This window comes from Candidatus Symbiopectobacterium sp. NZEC135 (genome assembly GCF_025962695.1).
On sequence record NZ_JAGFPF010000019.1, the window covers coordinates 1 to 17,614 of the forward strand.

Sequence of the window (17,614 nt, forward strand, 5' to 3'; positions counted from 1 at the left end):
ACCGGATTGACGCTCTCCAGCATCTTTATCCTCTATTCCGGGCAATCGATCGCCAGCACCTTTGTCATTACGGCGGGAATGTTTGGTGCCATGAGCCTGTATGGCTACACCACCAAACGCGACCTGAGCGGCTTGGGTAGCATGTTGTTCATGGGGCTAATCGGTATCGTGCTGGCATCGTTGGTTAATATCTGGCTGAAAAGCGATGCCTTGATGTGGGCGGTGACCTATATTGGCGTAGTGGTGTTTGTCGGGCTAACGGCCTACGACACGCAAAAACTGAAAAATATCGGTGAGCAACTCTCTGCGGACGACAGCGATAACTTCCGCAAATACGCCATCGTGGGCGCATTGACACTGTATCTGGACTTTATCAACCTGTTCCTGATGCTGCTGCGCATTTTCGGCAACCGTCGCTAAGACGCAACACGATACATAGCCCCGTACGTAATACGTGCGGGGCTTTTTTTTGGCGGTTCACGCCATGTTTCGCCGGAACAACCCGTAGGCCGCGCTGCCGGTCGTCGCTGTGATAGCCAGCAGCGGCCACAGACTGTGCCATACCACGCTGAAATCGGCCCCTTTCAGGTAAATTTGCTTGGTGATGTCAGTGAAATGACGGATGGGATTTACCCAGGTCAGGTTCTGTAACCACAGCGGCATGTTTTCCACCGGTGAGACGTAGCCTGAGAGCAGGATGGCGGGCATCAGAAAGACAAACACGCCGATAAACGCCTGCTGCTGCGTGGCGCACAGCGACGAAATCAGTAAACCAAATCCCACCAGCGACAAACCGTACAGCAGCATCGCGGAATAGAACAGCAGCAGTGAACCGGCAAACGGAATCTGGTAAGCAAAGATCCCTGCCAGCAGCACGATGGTAGCCTGGCCGGTGGCGACGATTAGCGCCGGGACCGCTTTACCAATAAAAATTTGCCAGGTCGCCAGCGGCGATACCAGCAGTTGATCCAGCGTACCTTGCTCACGCTCGCGCGCGACAGAGAGCGCCGTCACAATCAACACGCCGATGGTCGTGATCATGGCGATAAGCGAAGGCACCACAAACCACTTGTAGTTGAGATTCGGGTTATACCAGTGACGCACCACCAGTTCGCTCTGATTACTGCGCGTTTTTCCTGCCATCAGTTCGCGTTCATAATCCTGAACAATCTGCTGTATATCATTTGCCGCAATTTGCGCGCTGTTAGAACGCCGTCCATCCAGAATCACTTGCAGCGAGGTGCTGTTGCCGTTGACCAGGTCGCGGGAGAAGTCGGGCGGAAACCGTACCAGCAGTAACGCTTTCTGGTTGTCGATAGTTGGCGCGATGGCCTGCGGGCTGCGCAGCGTTAATACCTGAGAGAAGGTGCGCGCGTTGGCGATGCGCTGTGTCAGTTCAATCGATGCCGGTCCACTGTCTTCGCTATAAATCGCGATGGTGGCATTGGTGACATCCAGCGTCGCGGCAAACGGAAACAGAGAGACCTGAAGCACTACCGGGAGCACCAGCAGGCTGCGGGTTTGCGGTTCGCGCAGCAACGATTGAAGCTCTTTGACGATCAGCGTCCATAAGCGGTAAAACATCGTTATCCCTCCTAATCCAGTCTGCGCCGCGTTTTCAACGCGGTCAGCCCGATGAAAAACAGTGTGGCAAGGCTTAAAAAGCCCAGATTGACCAGCAAAATGCTGACCACGTTACCGGTGAGGAATAAGCTTTGCAGCGTACTGACGAAATAGCGTGCCGGAATGATGTAAGAGACGGCGCGCACCAACGCTGGCATGCTGTCAATTTCAAAGATAAACCCGGAGAGCATGACCGCCGGTAAGAATGCGGCGTTCAGTGCCACCATTGCCGCATTGAACTGGTTGCGCGTCAGGGTGGAAATTAGCAGCCCCATGCCGAGGGTGCAGGCAAGAAACAGGCTGCTGATGCCAAACAGTATCCACAGCGAACCGCGGTAGGGAACGTGCAGCACGAAGACAGCCACCACCATGCACAGCGCCATGGCTATCATGCCCAGCCCATAGTAGGGGATCAGCTTGGCCAGCAGCAGCTCGGCACGCGTGACCTGGGTGGACAGCAGTGCTTCCATAGTGCCGCGTTCCCATTCGCGGGCAATCACTAACGAAGTCAGGATGGCGCCAATGACGGTCATGATAATGGTGATGGCACCGGGAATGATAAAGTGCTGGCTAACGGCTGCCGGGTTGAACCAATAGCGCAGTTGTACCTCAATGGGTTGCGTAAAGGTTCCCCCCTGAGCCAATGCGCGCTGCTCCTGCCAGACTTTCCAAACCCCTTGCACATAACCGGAAACGAAGTTGGCGGTATTCGGCTCACTGCCGTCAGTGATCACCTGTAGCGGGGCCAGCCCTCCGGGCCGGGACAATTGCTCGGCAAAATTGCCAGGGATGGTGATCAAACCGCGAATGCGTCCCGCTTGCATCAGCTGAATCAATGTCTGGCGGTCGCGGCTGATGGTCGGTTCAATATAGGGGGAGGCGGCAAAGGTTTGGGCCAAATCACGCGCCGCTTCACTCTGTTCTTCCAGCAGAATACCGACGCGTAAGCGACTGGAGTCGAGGTTGATACCGTAGCCAAAAATAAACAACAGCATTAAGGGGATGACAAACGCAATCAGACTGCTGCTGGGATCGCGCACAATCTGCTTGCTCTCTTTACGACACAATGCCCGCAAGCGTCGCCAGGAAAAGGCGGTGCTGCCCGACACGGGGCTGTGGTTGGCGTTAATCATGGGCATTCTCCGCGTCGTAGGCATGAATCAGGGCAATAAACGCCTGCTCCATGCTGGGATCGGGCATATCTGGCGTCACCGTTTGCTGCTTTAAGGCATCGGGTGTACCGCTGGCAATCAGTTTGCCGCGATAAACCAGCCCGATACGATCGCAATATTCCGCTTCATCCATAAAGTGAGTGGTTACCATGACGGTTACCCCCCGACTGACCATGCCGTTGATATGCATCCAGAACTCACGACGGGTGAGGGGATCGACGCCAGAGGTGGGTTCGTCAAGAAACAGAATATCCGGCTCGTGCATTAAGGCGCAGGCCAGGGCTAAGCGCTGTTTGAACCCGAGCGGCAGGGCATCGGGCGTTTGTCGGCTTATTGGCGCAAAATTGAATGCCTGCGTCATGGCCACGACTTTGTCGCGTTGTTGGCGGCCACGTAGACCGTAAACGCCAGAGAAAAAGCGTAAGTTCTGTTCTACCGTAAGATTACCGTACAGAGAAAATTTCTGTGCCATATAGCCCAGATGCTGACGCGCTTTGCCTGAGCTGATTTTAAGGTCCATGCCCAGCACGCGCGCATGGCCTTCACTGGGCGTGAGCAAACCACACATCATCTTGAAGGTGGTTGATTTCCCCGCGCCGTTGGGGCCGAGCAGGCCGAAAATTTCGCCGCGCCGCACGGTAAAATCGACCCGATCGGTCGCGACAAATTCACCAAATCTTTTGGTCAGATGACCGGCCTCAATCACCTTGTCGTCGCCGTCATCGGGGATGAGCGGCATAATGCGCGCCAGTGACGAATCCCCTTTGGGGCCGCCGCCTAACAGATCGATGAAGGCATCCTCAAAGCGGGGGGCTGTCGCTTCGATGTTGTCCGGCGTCAGCGGTAGTGTGTCGCACAGGCTGGACGGGGTTGCGCCAGCCTTCAGCATCAAACGCACATATTTGCCTTGAATGACGCCGTCACTGACGGCGGGGTGCTGCAATGCCTGTTGCAGCAGCGTGCGGTGTGCTACGCCATCGGCATGCGCCAACACACAGCGACCGGCCATGGTGGCGGTAAGATCTTGCGGCGCACCGCGATACAGTAATTCGCCGTTATTCAGCAGCAGCACATCACGACACTGCTCTGCCTCATCAAGATAAGAGGTGCTCCACAGGATCAGCATGCCGTCGTCGGCGAGCTCATGCACCATGCGCCACAGCTCGCGTCGTGAGATGGGATCAACGCCAACGCCCGGCTCATCCAGCAACAGCACATTAGGTTGGCCTAGCAGGGTGCAGGCCAGTCCCAGCTTCTGTTTCATGCCGCCAGAAAGCTTTCCGGCCAGACGCGTGGTAAAGCGCGCGAGGTCGGTAAACGTCAGCAGACGTTCAAAAGTTTCCTGACGCTGTGTACCGGTAATGCCGCGCAGGTCGGCGTACAGCGTCAGGTTTTCCATCACGCTCAGGTCTTCATATAGCCCAAATTTCTGTGGCATATAACCAAGGATGGCGTGCAATTGCCGGTCATCCTGAACCGGATCGAGCCCCATCACGCGCAGCGTCCCACTGCTCGGTGTTAACAGGCCGGCCAGCATGCGAATCAGCGTAGTCTTACCCGCGCCGTCGGGTCCCACTAAGCCGATAACCGCCCCCGCATCAAGCGTGGCCGTCAGCGGTTTCAGCGCCGGCGTGGTGCTGTCAGGAAAGGTTTTCTCTACCCCGTCCAGCGTAATGCGTGGCATGGGGCTGTTCATGGCGTTACGCTGTCAGTAGCGAAACGCAACGTGACTGGCATGCCTTGGCGCAGCAGGTCGTCCGCATCGTTCACGATGATACGCAGCCGATAAACCAGGTCGGTACGCAGCGCGGGGGTTTCTACGCTTTTAGGGGTGAATTCTGCGCTGGGGGACACAAATCCGACCGTGCCGTGGTAGGGGTGGTCGGGGCGGCTGTCGGTGTAAATCAGCACTTCTCGCCCCGGTTTCGCTTGTCCAAGCTGTGGCTCATCAATATAGGCACGAATCCACACCGGGCGGGTCAACGAGAGCGTAAATACGGTGCCGCCCGCGCTGAGCATGCTACCTGCTTCCGCAGCGCGGGTGAGGATCACACCATCAGAAGGGGCCGTTAGCGTGGTATCGCTCAGATCGAGCGTGGCCTGTGCCTGTACGGCTTGCGCCTGTGCCACTGCTGCCTCGGCGGCGGCAATCTCCTGCGGGCGGTTACCGCTTTCGAACTGGCTCAATTTTTCTTTAGCGGCTTGCAGCGTCGCACTTGCCTGTTGACGCGTTGAACGGGCATCATCCAGCGTATTTTGTGCCACGGCACCCTTGCCCCACATGCCTTGCTGGCGTTGATAGAATTTGTCGGCGTATTCATAGGCGGCCTGCGCTTGGTCCACTTGAGAACGCACTTGAGCCACCTCTTCACGCCGATAACCTTCCTGAAGCAGCGCCAACTGGGCCGCTGCGCTGGCAACATTGGCATCAGCCTGGCGCAACGCATTACGGTGCGGTGCGCTATCCAGCGCCGCGATCGCCTGTCCTGCCTTAACGCTGTCACCCTCATCCACCTGCAAGCTTGCCAGACGTCCACTGACGCGAAACGCCAGATTCACCGTGCGAATATCCACGTTACCGTACAGCGTGATGGGGGTGTCACGGCGTGCATAGTGCGCCCAGCCCGCATAGAGTGAGGCTGCCAACAGTAAAAGCACCAGAATGGTCACGCGCGATTTAACTTTACTCATGGAAGGCTTCCCTTTTTGACCGGCTAAAGGCATTCGCGCTGCTGGGCGGCTCTTAGGCCGTCAAGCACCAGCGCGATGTGTTGTGTCACCACATCGTTAATCACCAGACTCTGTTCCAAACCGATATCGTCCCAACCGGCGCGTAGCCGTATGGTTTCTCGGGCAACGCGGAACGCCAGCGCTTCACCAATCAACGCATGGGCATGGATAACGGTTCTGCGATCGCTGCTGTCTAGCCCGGTATAGCCAGCGACCAGTTGCGTCATTAACTGGTGCATTGGCGCGATAATGCGCTCGTGCATCAGCGGGTAGGCGTCCGTCGGTGACAACTGCTCGCGCGACATAAAGCGGCTGAAGTGCAAGGTCTCTGGGCTGGTCATCAGCCGAGTAAAGTTCAGTACCAGTTTTTGCAGATACGCCATGTAGCGCTCTGGCGTGCCTGCGGGCTGTTGCAGATACTCGGTAATTTCTGAGCGTAAAGGGAGATAGGTGTGTGCCACTTCATCGGCAATAGCGCTTGCCACTGCGCGATATAACCCCTCTTTGGAATGAAAATGATAGGTAATGGCGGCGATGTTCTGTCCGGCACGGCGGGCAATGTCGCGCGTGGTTGCGGCTTGCAGGCCAAACTCGCCAAACACCTCCAGGGCTGCCTGTAACAGTCGTTGCTTGGTTTGATCGCCTCGTGTCGGCGACGTTGCCGGGAAAAGCATGGCATAAGCCCCATTTAATCAATCGTATGATTAAATTTAGTGGTTTTTGGGATTTTTTATGTGACCTGATTCTCAGTTAACAGGTGCGGTTGTTTCTTCTATCAGGGGGCCGGCACTGGATTGGCGATTTCCGGCGACAAGCATTTCCCATATCCTTCTAATTTGTAATGAAAAAGAGGTGATTGCTCGCATAACGAAAATATAACGTAAAACTTGTTATTGTTGCTTCGTAATGGTAATAATTACCATTAACAATCTCATTATCGATAGTGCGTGAACATCACCGCATGGCGGCATACGACCTGCCATGCGCTAGCAGTGAATTCTGTCCGTCAACGACATTCCTAATTGGGGTGGTGTTGGGCGGATTTTTTTATGTCGGGCAATGTGGGTTCCCGGCGTCTCATTATCAGGTGAAAACAGGAGGATCGCGTGATTCGGATGCGCATGTTATTGGCGGCGGCGCCGTGGGTGTGGGGGGTATCGCAATGCGCTTATGCAGAAGGTACAAGTCGAACCGCAGGTAATGATGAAATGGTGGTCAGCGCGTCGCGCTCCAACGTGGAACAGCCTAAAGCACCGCAGATGATAACCATCATCAACCGCCAGCAAATTGAGCAGCAGTTGCGCGTAACGTCAGACTCCTCACAGGTGTTGAGTAACTTGTTGCCTGCCTTTGCCCCCAGCCGACAAAAAATGAGCGGCAGCGGTGAAACCTTCCGTGGTCGGTCGGCGCTGATTTTGGTCGATGGTATTCCACAATCAAATCCGCTACGTCCTACCGGACGTGAAATGCATACCATCGATTTTTCCATGATCGAGCGGATTGAGGTTATTCACGGCGCCAATGCCACAAATGGCCTGGGTGCGACCGGTGGCGTTATCAACCTGATCACCCGTCGCCCGGAAAACGGGGCGTTCAATCAGCATGTTTCCGTGCAAACCACGCTGCCCACCGAGAAAGTCCGCAGCGAAACGGCCAGCTATAAAACCACTTACCGCGTCGATGGTCGCGTGGATAAACTCGATTATCTGGTGTCTCTGGGGTACGAAAATCAAGGACTTTTTCTTGATGGTAATGGACGCGCCATCGGCGTGGATAACACCCAGGGCGATACCATGGATTCCCGCGCCTACGATGTGTTGGCCAAGGTAGGGTACTGGCTAAATGACGACCAGCGCGTGCAATTGAGCGTTAATCGTTACCACATTCGCGGAGAAAATGACTACCTGAGCGTCGATGGCGTGCGTGCGCAAGGTATTCCGACTACCTCCGTGCGCGGTACGCCAGCGGGCGATGCGCCGTTTAACAGTGTGTGGAGCACGGGCATTACTTACGATCACAATAATCTGGCGGGATTCAAACTCTCAACGCTGTTATTCAGCCAGGAGTATGAAGCGCTGTTCGGTGCCACCAATTCGTCATCGTTTCAGGACATAACCCTTGCGCCTAACAAAACGCTGTACGATCAATCCCGCGCGGTATCCTCCAAACTTGGGGCAAAAATCGCGCTCACCCGTGACGACCTTCTGGACGATACGTTGAAAGTGACGGCGGGTTTTGATGTGTTGCTGGATAAGAACAAGCAGGATCTCTATCTGACCAAACGCACCTATGTGCCGGAAATCGAATACACCAACTACTCGCCTTTTTTACAAACCGAGTACGCGCTGCTGGATAACGTGACGTTGCATGCTGGCGTGCGCCACGAAATAGCCAAGCTTAAGGTCGATGACTATCGCACACAGTCGGCAGATAAAAACGGTGTTTATGACGGCGTGGCGGTAAAAGGCGGAACCCCCAAGTTTAACCAGACGCTGTATAACGCTGGCATTGTCTATTCACCGTGGGAACCGCTGAGTCTGTTCGCCAACTACTCTGAAGGGTTTGGTATGCCGGATGTCGGGCGTGCACTGCGCGACATTGATACCGAAGGGGTCGATCTGAGCCGGGCGAATAACCTAAAACCGGTGGTGACCAAAAATATTGAGACGGGATTCCGGGTTCAGCAGGGCGCCGTTGATTTTGAAGCCAGCTATTTCCGTTCCAGCGCCAAATTGGGGGATTCTGTGACGCTGAATAGCGATGATGATTTCGTTTCCAAGCGTGAGAAGACCCGCGTGCAAGGGGTTGAGGTCCGAAGCGGTTACCAGATTAATGAGCAGCATAAAGTCAATCTTTCCTATGCCCATACCGAAGGCAAGCGCGACAGCGATGGTGATGGCAAGTTGGATAAAAAGATGACCGGCCTGAACATCGCACCGGATCGGGTGATCGCCAGTTGGTCGGCAAGCTGGACGGAGAAGGTGAACACGTTTGTCCAAGGCAACTACGCCTTCAGCCGCAGTTTTGATGATGCCGGACTAGGGTTCGACGGTTATCTGCTGGTGGATGCTGCGGTGGGCTACAAACTGCCTTATGGTCGTGTGAATCTGGCGGTTGCTAACCTGCTGGATAAACAGTACATCACTTACTATTCGCAGTCAGTGGGGCTGGGGACTGCGGCCAATACCCGCTATTTCTCCGGGCGTGGACGTACCGTGACATTGGGCTACTCCATTGATTTCTAAGTATCACTTATCCCGTCTCGTGGCCCGTGGCTGCGGGATGGGGAGATATTTGAAGTTATGGCTGGTACTGCTGTGCCTGTCGTTATCGGTTACCACAAGCTGGGCGCGTCAGGTGTCACACGCGCTTGGCGTAACTGTGATTAACGGGCAGCCTAAGCGGGTGGTTACCCTGTTTCAGGGGGCAACGGATACGGCTGTTGCGTTGGGGATAACGCCGGTAGGCGTCGTGGATTCATGGATTGAAAAGCCGATGTATCGCTATTTGCGTAGCGCATTAGGTGATGTACCCCATGTCGGCTTGGAAACGCAGCCGAATTTGGAAGCCATCGCATTGCTCAAACCCGATTTGATCATCGCGTCCCGTTTTCGCCATGAGCGGGTGTATACCCTGTTGTCGCAGATTGCACCCACGGTAGCGATGGAGGATGTGTTTGAATTCAAACGCACCGTGCAGTTGATGGGGCAGGCGCTGGGCAGGGAGACACAAGCACAGGGTTTGCTCACCGCCTGGCAGGGGCGAGTGTCGGTATTGCGCGATCGCCTGCGTGCTCATTATGGTTCGCAGTGGCCACTCCGGGTTTCTCTGATCGAGTTTCGTGATGATCACATTCGTCAATATTTAGCACGCAGTTTTGCCGGCTCAGTACTCTCGGAAGTGGGTTTTATCTGGCCGGGAACTCAGGCTGACCCGCTCAGCGTGATGCGCAAACTGAGCACGCCAGAGAGCTTGCCGGTGTTGGATGCCGATCTGTTTTTTGTCTTTATGCGCTCGGAAAAACCAGCGGTGACGCAACTTTACCGCACCTGGACAGCGCACCCATTATGGCAACGCCTGACCGCCCCACAACGCGAGCGCGTCTACACCGTGGACAGTGTGGCCTGGAGTTTGTCGGGAGGCATTTTAGGCGCGAACCGGATACTGGATGAGATCGTACAACGTCTACTGCCTGTGGAGACAACCCCATGAAGCCCGTGTGGGTGTTGTGTGCTGTGGGGCTGCTATTGCTCATTTCCTGCTTTGCCAGCCTGATGGTCGGAGCACAACCGATCGCACCGCGTACCGTGCTAGCCGCATGGCTTCAGCCAGATGCGACGCAGATTGAACATATTCTGGTACAGACCACGCGTCTGGCGCGCACCTTGATGGCCCTGACGGTCGGTGCCAGTCTGGCTGTTGCCGGAGTGCTAATGCAGGCGATGACGCGCAATCCGCTGGCCTCACCGGGGTTATTCGGCGTCAATGCTGGTGCGATTTTTTTCATCGTCCTGAGTAGTGTGTGGTTAGGTGCTGCATCGCTGGCGACGTTGGTGTGGGCTGGGTTTCTCGGTGCGGCATTAGCGGGGGGAGTGGTGTTCGGTATTGGTTCGTTGGGCCGGGGGGCTACAAGCCCTGTGAGAATTCTGCTGGCAGGGGCGGCGATCACGGCGCTTTTCCTCTCGTTTACCCAAGCAATGTTGGTGATTAACCAGGATGGATTGGACAGCGTGCTGTTTTGGCTGGCGGGTTCGGTGGCTGGACGAGAGAGCGATCTGCTGATGCCTTTGCTGCCTTATGTGGTGGTGGGGTTGGTATTCAGTCGGGTACTGGCACCGCATATTAATATTTTGGTGGCGGGTGATGATGTGGCGCGCGGGTTAGGATTGCGTACCGGATGGATTCGCGGCCTGATGGGCGTGTGTGTGATTGCGTTGGCGGGCAGTGCAGTGGCGATCGCGGGTAACATTGGTTTCATCGGTTTGATTGTGCCACACATGGCCCGTCGGTTGTGTTCCCACGACCACCGTTGGCTGATCCCTACCAGCGCCTTGCTGGGTGCGTGTTTGTTGCTTTGGGCGGATATGGTGGCTCGTATAGCGATTTTGCCGCAGGAACTGCCGCTGGGCGTCATGACCGCTGTGCTGGGGGCACCTTATTTTATCGCGTTGGTTCGGCGGGAGGCGCGTCATGGCTAACGCATACTCGCTACGTATCGGCATGTTGTCTCGTCGGGTGGATAGCCGTGCGTGTCTCTGGAATCTTGCACTGCTCGGTATAACGCTGGTGACGATACTCCTGGTGCTATCGCGAGGTACTGTACCGCTCTCACCGTGGGAGGTGATGCACATCCTGTTGGCCCCGCACCAGACCACCGAGGGTAACGCCTTTATCGTATGGGAGTTACGTCTGCCACGTATCGTGTTGGCGGTGATGGTGGGAGGGGCATTAGCGCTTTCGGGGCTGATATTGCAGAGCCTGGTGCGCAATCCGTTGGCATCACCCGATCTGCTGGGGGTTACCAGCGGCGCGTCTGCCGCCGCCGTCGCTTTTCTCACTTTCGGCGCGGGCGTGCTCGGGCAGCGATGGATGCCGTTGGCGGCTATCGCTGGAGCCTGGGGAACGGCACTGCTGATCTACCTGCTGACCTGGCGACGGGGGGTATCGCCTTATCGTCTGGTATTGGTCGGGGTAGGGATCTCCGCCTTGATGGGGGCGGTGGCGACGGGGTTGCTGCTCCTTAGCCCATTCAATACCACACTCTCCTCCTACATCTGGCTGACCGGCAGTGTTTATGGCGCTAACTGGCAGGATGTGACCTCTCTGGCTGGATGGCTGGCGCTAGTGGCACCGCTATTGGCACTACTGGCGCGCCATGTGCCGATCCATGAGTTAGACGATGATGTTGCTACGAGCGTGGGGGCTGCGTTGGAACGGCGACGTAGCGCGTTGCTGTTGCTGAGCGTTGCGCTGGCCGGCACTGCTATCGCCCACGCGGGAGCGATAGGCTTTGTGGGGTTGATTGCCCCCCATATGGCGAAGCGGTTGGTAGGTCGAGCTTTTGTTGGTAGTGCGCTGGCAACGGTACTGATCGGTGCCAATCTGGTTGTGGTGTCAGATTGGGTGGGACGTACGCTCTTTTTACCGTTGGATTTGCCAGCAGGTATTTTTATTTCTGCGTTAGGCAGTCCTTTTTTTCTCTATTTACTGATTCGGCAACGTCATCATTAAGGCATAACGATGAATTCACCAAACCCTTTCCCGCTCTCAGGGCGTGCTCTGACGCTGCAATATGACCGACAGGTGATTATTGAACATCTGGATTTGCAGGTGCCTGCCGGGCGCATCACGGTCTTCGTCGGAAGCAACGGATGTGGCAAAAGCACCTTGCTAAAAGCCTTTGCCCGTTTGCTGTCGCCAACCTCAGGCAGTGTCATGCTCAACGGTGCGGATATTCATCATCAATCAACCCACGCCATCGCGCGGAAGCTGTCAATTTTGCCGCAAACACCGATTGCCCCAGAGGGTATGACCGTGCGTCAATTGGTTGCTATGGGGCGCTATCCTCACCAAAGTTGGTTGCGCCAATGGTCGACGCAGGATGAAGAGAAAGTGGAGCAGGCGCTGAACAGTACTGGTCTGACAGCGTTGGGTGAACGGGTGGTGGATACCCTGTCTGGCGGGCAACGTCAGCGGGTGTGGATCGCCATGACGTTGGCGCAGGATACGGATATTGTGCTGCTGGATGAGCCAACCACCTATCTCGATTTAGCACACCAGATTGAGGTGCTCGATCTGCTGCGCGAACTCAACGAACGACACAGCAAAACCATCGTCATGGTACTGCATGACTTGAATCTGGCATGCCGTTATGCGCATCACATGGTAGCGGTTCACCAACGAGGAGTCTTTGCGCAAGGCGCGCCACAGGCGATCCTGACAGAAACGCTGATAAAAACGGTATTCGATCTCGATAGCCGCATCATCGCTGACCCGGTGTTCGGTACGCCGCTCTGTATTCCATTGGGGCGTTATGCACCAAAGCCGGAATGCGTGCGCGATGTGTGATCTTTCCTTTCACGCTGAAGAGCGGGCACACCTCGCCGCGCGTTTTAACCTGATTGCGGCGGCAGATTATCCGTTCAGCAGCGTGCTCCCGGTGTCGGCAATGCTGGAGACGGCATCTTGTCAGCGTATGTTGCAACAGCTTGCACCACGGTTGGGGGCTCCCTCGCTGGGTATCACCGCGTCGCTGTTAAGCAAACGCGTGGCTTTTCTTACCACGGCGGCTGCCTTTTATCCCTTATCGATGTACAACAAAGGGCTACACATGGCGCTGACGAACTGCCTGTTGGATACGCGCCACGATGGGCATCTTTGGCAGTCGCATATGGTGATGGACGATTTATCGCTTTCAATACCCTTGTCGGATTCGGATCGTGCGAGTTGGCGCGATACCATACTCCGTAGTGTATTCGCGGAACATTTGACGCCGTTGTGGCATGTGCTGTCGGCTGCGTCAGGCATCTCGTCGCGGATTTTGTGGGAGAATACCGCCGTACGGCTGTTTTCACTGTTTGAGCATCGGATGCAACCCGCTGATGCGGCGACAGAAGCGCGTGTAAAACAGGATTTTCACTATGTGGTTCACGAGGCACCCGGCGCACTGTTTGGATTGGACGCTAACCCGCTTACTGGCTATTTTCGCCCGCTAACCTGGGTGGCAGCGAAAGGAGAGTGGGTCCGCTTTCGTCGTACCTGCTGTTTCTACTACAAGGCCTCTCAGCCGCAGGCGTTCTGTCAAGCCTGTCCTTTGCTGAGGCCCGATAAATCGCATCGGCTACCTTTTAGGAATAAGCGCTAATCGGATGGCATATCAGGAAGGTGAAATCTCTGTTACACTAGCGGTCTTATGCACCGTAGTTTGTGCCCGTTCATTGTGGTTGTTGCTCACGTCGTTATTCCTTGGTTGATGGTGGCTCAGCAAACCCGCCTGATGTTCCCCCTGGAAACTGCACCGGCTTTGGCTCGGTCAGGGTGGATCTGGAGTTGTTTTCTCTTATGTCTTTTTCATCTCTCGGCCTGAGCGCCGATATTCTCCGTGCTGTTGAAGAACAGGGCTATCGTGAACCTACGCCGGTACAACGCCAGGCGATCCCGGTGGTGCTGTCGGGCCAGGATTTGATGGCCAGCGCGCAAACGGGCACCGGTAAAACCGCCGGCTTTACCCTGCCGCTGCTGCAACTGCTGAGCACCAAGCCCAGTGACGTTAAAGGCCGTCGCCCGGTACGCGCATTGATCCTGACACCGACCCGTGAACTGGCCGCTCAGATTGGTGAAAACGTACAGGCATACAGCAAGTACCTGCGCTTACGCTCGCTGGTGGTGTTCGGTGGTGTCAGCATCAATCCACAGATGATGAAACTGCGCGGTGGCGTCGACATTCTGGTGGCAACGCCGGGACGTCTGCTGGATCTGGAACACCAGAATGCTGTTGACCTTTCCCATATCGAAATATTGGTACTGGATGAAGCGGATCGCATGCTGGACATGGGGTTTATTCACGACATTCGCCGTGTGCTGGCAAAATTGCCTGCTAAACGCCAAAACCTGCTGTTTTCTGCCACCTTCTCTGATGAGATCAAGGCGCTGGCCAATACGCTGCTGACACGTCCGGCGTCGGTCGAAGTGGTGCGTCGCAATACGCCATCGGAACTGGTGACCCAGAACGTGCACTTTGTCGATAAGAAACGCAAGCGCGAGCTGCTCTCTTTGCTGATCGGCAAAGAGAACTGGCAGCAGGTGCTGGTGTTTACCCGCACCAAGCACGGTGCGAACCATCTGGCTGAGCAATTGGGCAAAGACGGCATTACCGCTGCGGCTATCCATGGTAACAAGAGCCAGGGAGCCCGTACCCGTGCGTTAGCGAATTTCAAGGAAGGGTCGATTCGGGTATTGGTGGCAACGGATATCGCTGCGCGCGGTCTGGATATCGATCAACTGCCGCATGTAGTGAACTATGAGCTGCCCAACGTGCCGGAAGACTACGTGCACCGTATTGGTCGTACCGGCCGTGCAGAATCGACCGGTGAAGCGTTGTCGCTGGTATGCGTCGATGAGCATAAGCTGTTGCGCGATATTGAGCGACTGCTGAAACGCGAAATTCCGCGCATTGCGCTGCCGGGCTTTGAGCCCGATCCGAATATCAAGGCCGAGCCGATTCAAAATGGGCGTCAAAGCCAGCGTGGTGTGCCGCGTGGCGGCGATCGTTCTGGCAGCGAACGCCACAGTACGGCACCGCGTCGCCAACGCAGTGGCGAAGGTTCTCCTTCTGGAGAGCAACGTCGCGGTGGTCAGGGTAAACCTGCCGCATCGCGTCCGCAGGGTAACGGTCAGCGTCGCCCGGCGCGCGCCAGAAGCGAGTAATAACAACCTTCGCAGGGGAACTGCCGTTCCCCTTAACTCGCCCTCGTCATCCTCGGCGAAAGCCGGGGATCGTTGTCAGAAGAAACACGCGCAGTCTGCCAGAGATTCCCGCGTGCGCGGGAATGACGGTGTTAGGCAGGCTTCCCATTACTCTGGATTATCAGTAAGCTGCTTAATTCGCCTTCATCCGCAAGCCGACGCGCTTTGCCTGAATAAAGACTGAATAATGAGAACAGCCGCCCCCGGTATCACTGAAGATGGTCTGCCGCTTCCGCAGCGCCACTACGCCATGTTGACCATTGCCATCAGCATTACACTGGCCGTAATGGATGCTGTGGTCGCCAATGTGGCATTGCCGGTTATTGCTACGGATTTCAACATTAGTGCGGCCAACGCGATCTGGATTGTTAACGGTTATCAGTTGGCGGTGGTGGTATGCCTGATTCCGTTCGCGCGTTTGGGCGAGATTTACGGCTATCGTACGGTGTACATGTACGGATTGACCCTGTTTATCCTGTCGTCGCTGGCCTGCATGTTGGCGAACAGCATGCCGTTGTTAACGCTGGCGCGCGTGGTGCAGGGCATCGGTGCTGCGGGGCTGATGAGCGTGAACACCGCGTTAATCCGCTACATCGTGCCGCGCGCCAAGCTGGGCGGTGCAATTGGTATTAACGCACTGGTGGTGGCGATGGCCGCCACCGTGGGGCCCACGCTGGCGGGGGGCATTTTGTCCGTCGCCTCCTGGCCGTGGTTGTTTGCCATCAATCTGCCCCTTGGCCTTGCGGCCATTCTGTTGGCAATGCGCAGTCTACCGGATAACGATCGTAGTCAGCAGCCGTTCGACGGTGTGAGCGCCATATTGAGTGCTCTGATGATCGGCTTGGCCATTACCGCCATTGAGAGCATCGGTCATAAAAGTAATGCCGTGCTGATCGGTGGACAACTGGCGCTGGCATTGGTTGCTACCTTACTGTTAGTGCGCCGGGAAGCGTCTGCCACCGCACCGCTATTTCCGTTTGATTTGCTGCGCATTCCGGTGTTCAGTTTGTCGCTGGCGACCTCAATCGCTTCCTTCACCACGCAAATGCTGGCCTTTGTTTCTCTGCCGTTTCTGTTTCACCATGAACTGGCACTGACGCCGGCCGAAGTGGGATTAATGATGACGCCCTGGCCGTTGGCAACCGGCGTTATGGCTATGGTGGCAGGAAAGCTTTCCGATCGGATGTCACCTGCCATACTGGGCGGTGTTGGTTTGCTGCTGCTTGCTGTTGGGATGTTGGCATTGAGCCAGCTTTCCCCCGTCACCACCATGGCCGGTATCGCCTGGCGCATGGCCCTGTGCGGCGCGGGGTTCGGGTTATTTCAATCGCCCAACAATCGCCTGTTGGTCACTTCGGCACCGCGCCAACGCAGCGGTGCCGCAGGCGGTATGCTAGGCACCGCGCGCCTGATAGGGCAGTCCAGCGGCACGGCGTTGGTGGGTATGTTACTGGCGCGATTTGATATGCAGGGCGGTTACTATGCGCTTTATATGGGGTGCGGTACGGCGGCGTTGGCATGTATGCTGAGTTTTACGCGTCAGGCCTTCAATCCCTCGGTCGCGGACAAAGGCTAGCGACAGCGTAACGCTTGCTTTTCCTGCCCGTCTCAGTACCATGGCGGGCTGATTTAACCGGAGCGCCGTGCGGCGTCCTGATGAGCTCAATAGCGTTATGCGTATCCTTCTTGCGCCTATGGAAGGCGTTCTCGATGCCCTAGTGCGGGAACTGCTGACCGACATCAATGAGTACGATCTGTGTATCACCGAGTTTTTACGTGTGGTAGATACGCTGCTGCCTGTCAAATCCTTCTACCGCCTTTGCCCTGAATTGCAGCACGCCAGCCGGACGCCCTCCGGCACGCAGGTGCGCATTCAATTGTTGGGACAGTACCCGCAATGGCTGGCGGAGAACGCGGCGCGCGCAGTGGCACTCGGCTCCTACGGCGTTGACCTCAATTGCGGCTGCCCGTCAAAACTGGTGAATGGCAGCGGCGGCGGTGCCACGTTGCTGAAAGATCCTGAGTTGATTTATCAGGGAGCGAAGGCCATGCGCGAGGCGGTGCCACGCCATCTCCCGGTGACGGTGAAAATCCGTTTAGGCTGGGATTCGGGCGATCGTCAATTTGAAATTGCAGATGCGGTTCAGCAAGCGGGCGCTACCGAGCTGGTGGTGCATGGGCGCACCAAAGAAGACGGATACAAAGCGGAGCGCATTAACTGGGCGGCGATTGGTGAAATCCGCAAGCGTTTATCGATCCCGGTGGTGGCGAACGGCGAAGTCTGGGACTGGCAAAGCGCTCAGGACTGCATTGCGGTTACCGGGTGTCAGGACATTATGATTGGGCGCGGCGCGCTTAACGTGCCCAACCTGAGTAAAGTGATTAAATACAATGCATCGCCGCTGGCCTGGCCTGAGGTGGTCGCGTTGTTGCAGCGCTACACCCAGCTTGAGAAGCAGGGGGACACTGGCATGTATCACGTGGCGCGCATTAAACAGTGGCTCGGTTATTTACGCAAAGCCTATGTTGAAGCCGACGATCTGTTTCGCCAGATTCGAACCCTGACCACGTCGGAGGCCATTGCGCGCACCATCTCCGCGTTGGTCTGCTGCGATGATGGTTAA

The 17,614-nt window shown here is 56.2% G+C and carries 15 protein-coding genes; 10 read left to right on the forward strand and 5 right to left on the reverse strand.

Annotation, left to right across the window (positions count from 1 at the left end; translation table 11 throughout):
* Nucleotides 1-420: Bax inhibitor-1/YccA family protein (locus J5224_RS11700; protein ID WP_264625545.1), on the forward strand; the 420-nt coding region annotated here is incomplete at its 5' end.
* A 57-nt stretch (nt 421-477) separates the two neighbouring features.
* Here J5224_RS11700 and J5224_RS11705 read toward each other — a convergent pair.
* The 5 genes from J5224_RS11705 to cecR are packed head-to-tail and all read right to left on the reverse strand — an operon-like array spanning nt 478 to nt 6,199.
* Nucleotides 478-1,584, reverse strand: a complete 1,107-nt coding sequence (locus J5224_RS11705; protein ID WP_264625546.1) for an ABC transporter permease — start codon at nt 1,582-1,584, stop codon at nt 478-480.
* Nucleotides 1,585-1,595: 11 nt separating this feature from the next.
* Complete coding sequence (locus J5224_RS11710) at nt 1,596-2,756, reverse strand: ABC transporter permease (RefSeq protein ID WP_264625547.1); 1,161 nt, start codon at nt 2,754-2,756, stop codon at nt 1,596-1,598.
* On the reverse strand, nt 2,749-4,491 hold the full coding sequence (locus J5224_RS11715) for an ATP-binding cassette domain-containing protein (RefSeq protein ID WP_264625548.1): 1,743 nt from the start codon (nt 4,489-4,491) through the stop codon (nt 2,749-2,751). The genes J5224_RS11710 and J5224_RS11715 overlap by 8 nt, the downstream gene beginning before the upstream one ends.
* Nucleotides 4,488-5,486, reverse strand: a complete 999-nt coding sequence (gene hlyD / locus J5224_RS11720) for a secretion protein HlyD (RefSeq protein ID WP_264625549.1) — start codon at nt 5,484-5,486, stop codon at nt 4,488-4,490. The genes J5224_RS11715 and hlyD overlap by 4 nt, the downstream gene beginning before the upstream one ends.
* A gap of 23 nt (nt 5,487-5,509) precedes the next feature.
* Nucleotides 5,510-6,199 carry a transcriptional regulator CecR gene (cecR, locus tag J5224_RS11725; protein ID WP_264625550.1) on the reverse strand — a complete coding sequence of 230 codons (690 nt, stop codon included), beginning with the start codon at nt 6,197-6,199 and terminating at the stop codon, nt 5,510-5,512.
* Nucleotides 6,200-6,640: 441 nt separating this feature from the next.
* Here cecR and J5224_RS11730 point away from each other — a divergent pair, with 441 nt between their 5' ends.
* The 9 genes from J5224_RS11730 (at nt 6,641) to dusC (ending at nt 17,614) form a co-directional block, all read left to right on the forward strand.
* Nucleotides 6,641-8,770: a TonB-dependent receptor gene (locus tag J5224_RS11730; RefSeq protein ID WP_413544670.1), complete on the forward strand. Its 2,130-nt coding sequence runs from the start codon at nt 6,641-6,643 to the stop codon at nt 8,768-8,770.
* 49 nt (nt 8,771-8,819) lie between these two features.
* Nucleotides 8,820-9,737: an ABC transporter substrate-binding protein gene (locus J5224_RS11735; RefSeq protein WP_413544669.1), complete on the forward strand. Its 918-nt coding sequence runs from the start codon at nt 8,820-8,822 to the stop codon at nt 9,735-9,737.
* Nucleotides 9,734-10,723, forward strand: coding sequence for a FecCD family ABC transporter permease (locus J5224_RS11740; RefSeq protein ID WP_264625552.1), 990 nt, complete (start codon nt 9,734-9,736; stop codon nt 10,721-10,723). Before J5224_RS11735 ends, J5224_RS11740 begins: the two co-directional genes overlap by 4 nt.
* Nucleotides 10,716-11,756: a FecCD family ABC transporter permease gene (locus J5224_RS11745; protein WP_264625553.1), complete on the forward strand. Its 1,041-nt coding sequence runs from the start codon at nt 10,716-10,718 to the stop codon at nt 11,754-11,756. The genes J5224_RS11740 and J5224_RS11745 overlap by 8 nt, the downstream gene beginning before the upstream one ends.
* A 9-nt stretch (nt 11,757-11,765) precedes the next feature.
* Complete coding sequence (locus J5224_RS11750) at nt 11,766-12,593, forward strand: ABC transporter ATP-binding protein (protein WP_264625554.1); 828 nt, start codon at nt 11,766-11,768, stop codon at nt 12,591-12,593.
* Nucleotides 12,586-13,389, forward strand: a complete 804-nt coding sequence (locus J5224_RS11755; protein WP_264625555.1) for an IucA/IucC family C-terminal-domain containing protein — start codon at nt 12,586-12,588, stop codon at nt 13,387-13,389. Before J5224_RS11750 ends, J5224_RS11755 begins: the two co-directional genes overlap by 8 nt.
* A 197-nt stretch (nt 13,390-13,586) precedes the next feature.
* Complete coding sequence (gene rhlE, locus J5224_RS11760) at nt 13,587-14,951, forward strand: ATP-dependent RNA helicase RhlE (protein WP_264625556.1); 1,365 nt, start codon at nt 13,587-13,589, stop codon at nt 14,949-14,951.
* A 226-nt stretch (nt 14,952-15,177) separates the two neighbouring features.
* Nucleotides 15,178-16,566: an MFS transporter gene (locus J5224_RS11765; RefSeq protein ID WP_264625557.1), complete on the forward strand. Its 1,389-nt coding sequence runs from the start codon at nt 15,178-15,180 to the stop codon at nt 16,564-16,566.
* A gap of 97 nt (nt 16,567-16,663) precedes the next feature.
* Nucleotides 16,664-17,614, forward strand: coding sequence for a tRNA dihydrouridine(16) synthase DusC (dusC, locus tag J5224_RS11770; protein WP_264625558.1), 951 nt, complete (start codon nt 16,664-16,666; stop codon nt 17,612-17,614).

Bases quoted from the DNA above. Each gene is read 5' to 3' on its own strand.
- J5224_RS11705 (WP_264625546.1), bottom strand. From the start codon at position 1,584: ATGTTTTACCGCTTATGGACGCTGATCGTCAAAGAGCTTCAATCGTTG.
- J5224_RS11710 (WP_264625547.1), bottom strand. From the start codon at position 2,756: ATGATTAACGCCAACCACAGCCCCGTGTCGGGCAGCACCGCCTTTTCC.
- J5224_RS11715 (WP_264625548.1), bottom strand. From the start codon at position 4,491: ATGAACAGCCCCATGCCACGCATTACGCTGGACGGGGTAGAGAAAACC.
- hlyD (WP_264625549.1), bottom strand. From the start codon at position 5,486: ATGAGTAAAGTTAAATCGCGCGTGACCATTCTGGTGCTTTTACTGTTG.
- cecR (WP_264625550.1), bottom strand. From the start codon at position 6,199: ATGCTTTTCCCGGCAACGTCGCCGACACGAGGCGATCAAACCAAGCAA.
- J5224_RS11730 (WP_413544670.1), top strand. From the start codon at position 6,641: ATGCGCATGTTATTGGCGGCGGCGCCGTGGGTGTGGGGGGTATCGCAA.
- J5224_RS11740 (WP_264625552.1), top strand. From the start codon at position 9,734: ATGAAGCCCGTGTGGGTGTTGTGTGCTGTGGGGCTGCTATTGCTCATT.
- J5224_RS11745 (WP_264625553.1), top strand. From the start codon at position 10,716: ATGGCTAACGCATACTCGCTACGTATCGGCATGTTGTCTCGTCGGGTG.
- J5224_RS11750 (WP_264625554.1), top strand. From the start codon at position 11,766: ATGAATTCACCAAACCCTTTCCCGCTCTCAGGGCGTGCTCTGACGCTG.
- J5224_RS11755 (WP_264625555.1), top strand. From the start codon at position 12,586: ATGTGTGATCTTTCCTTTCACGCTGAAGAGCGGGCACACCTCGCCGCG.
- rhlE (WP_264625556.1), top strand. From the start codon at position 13,587: ATGTCTTTTTCATCTCTCGGCCTGAGCGCCGATATTCTCCGTGCTGTT.
- J5224_RS11765 (WP_264625557.1), top strand. From the start codon at position 15,178: ATGAGAACAGCCGCCCCCGGTATCACTGAAGATGGTCTGCCGCTTCCG.
- dusC (WP_264625558.1), top strand. From the start codon at position 16,664: ATGCGTATCCTTCTTGCGCCTATGGAAGGCGTTCTCGATGCCCTAGTG.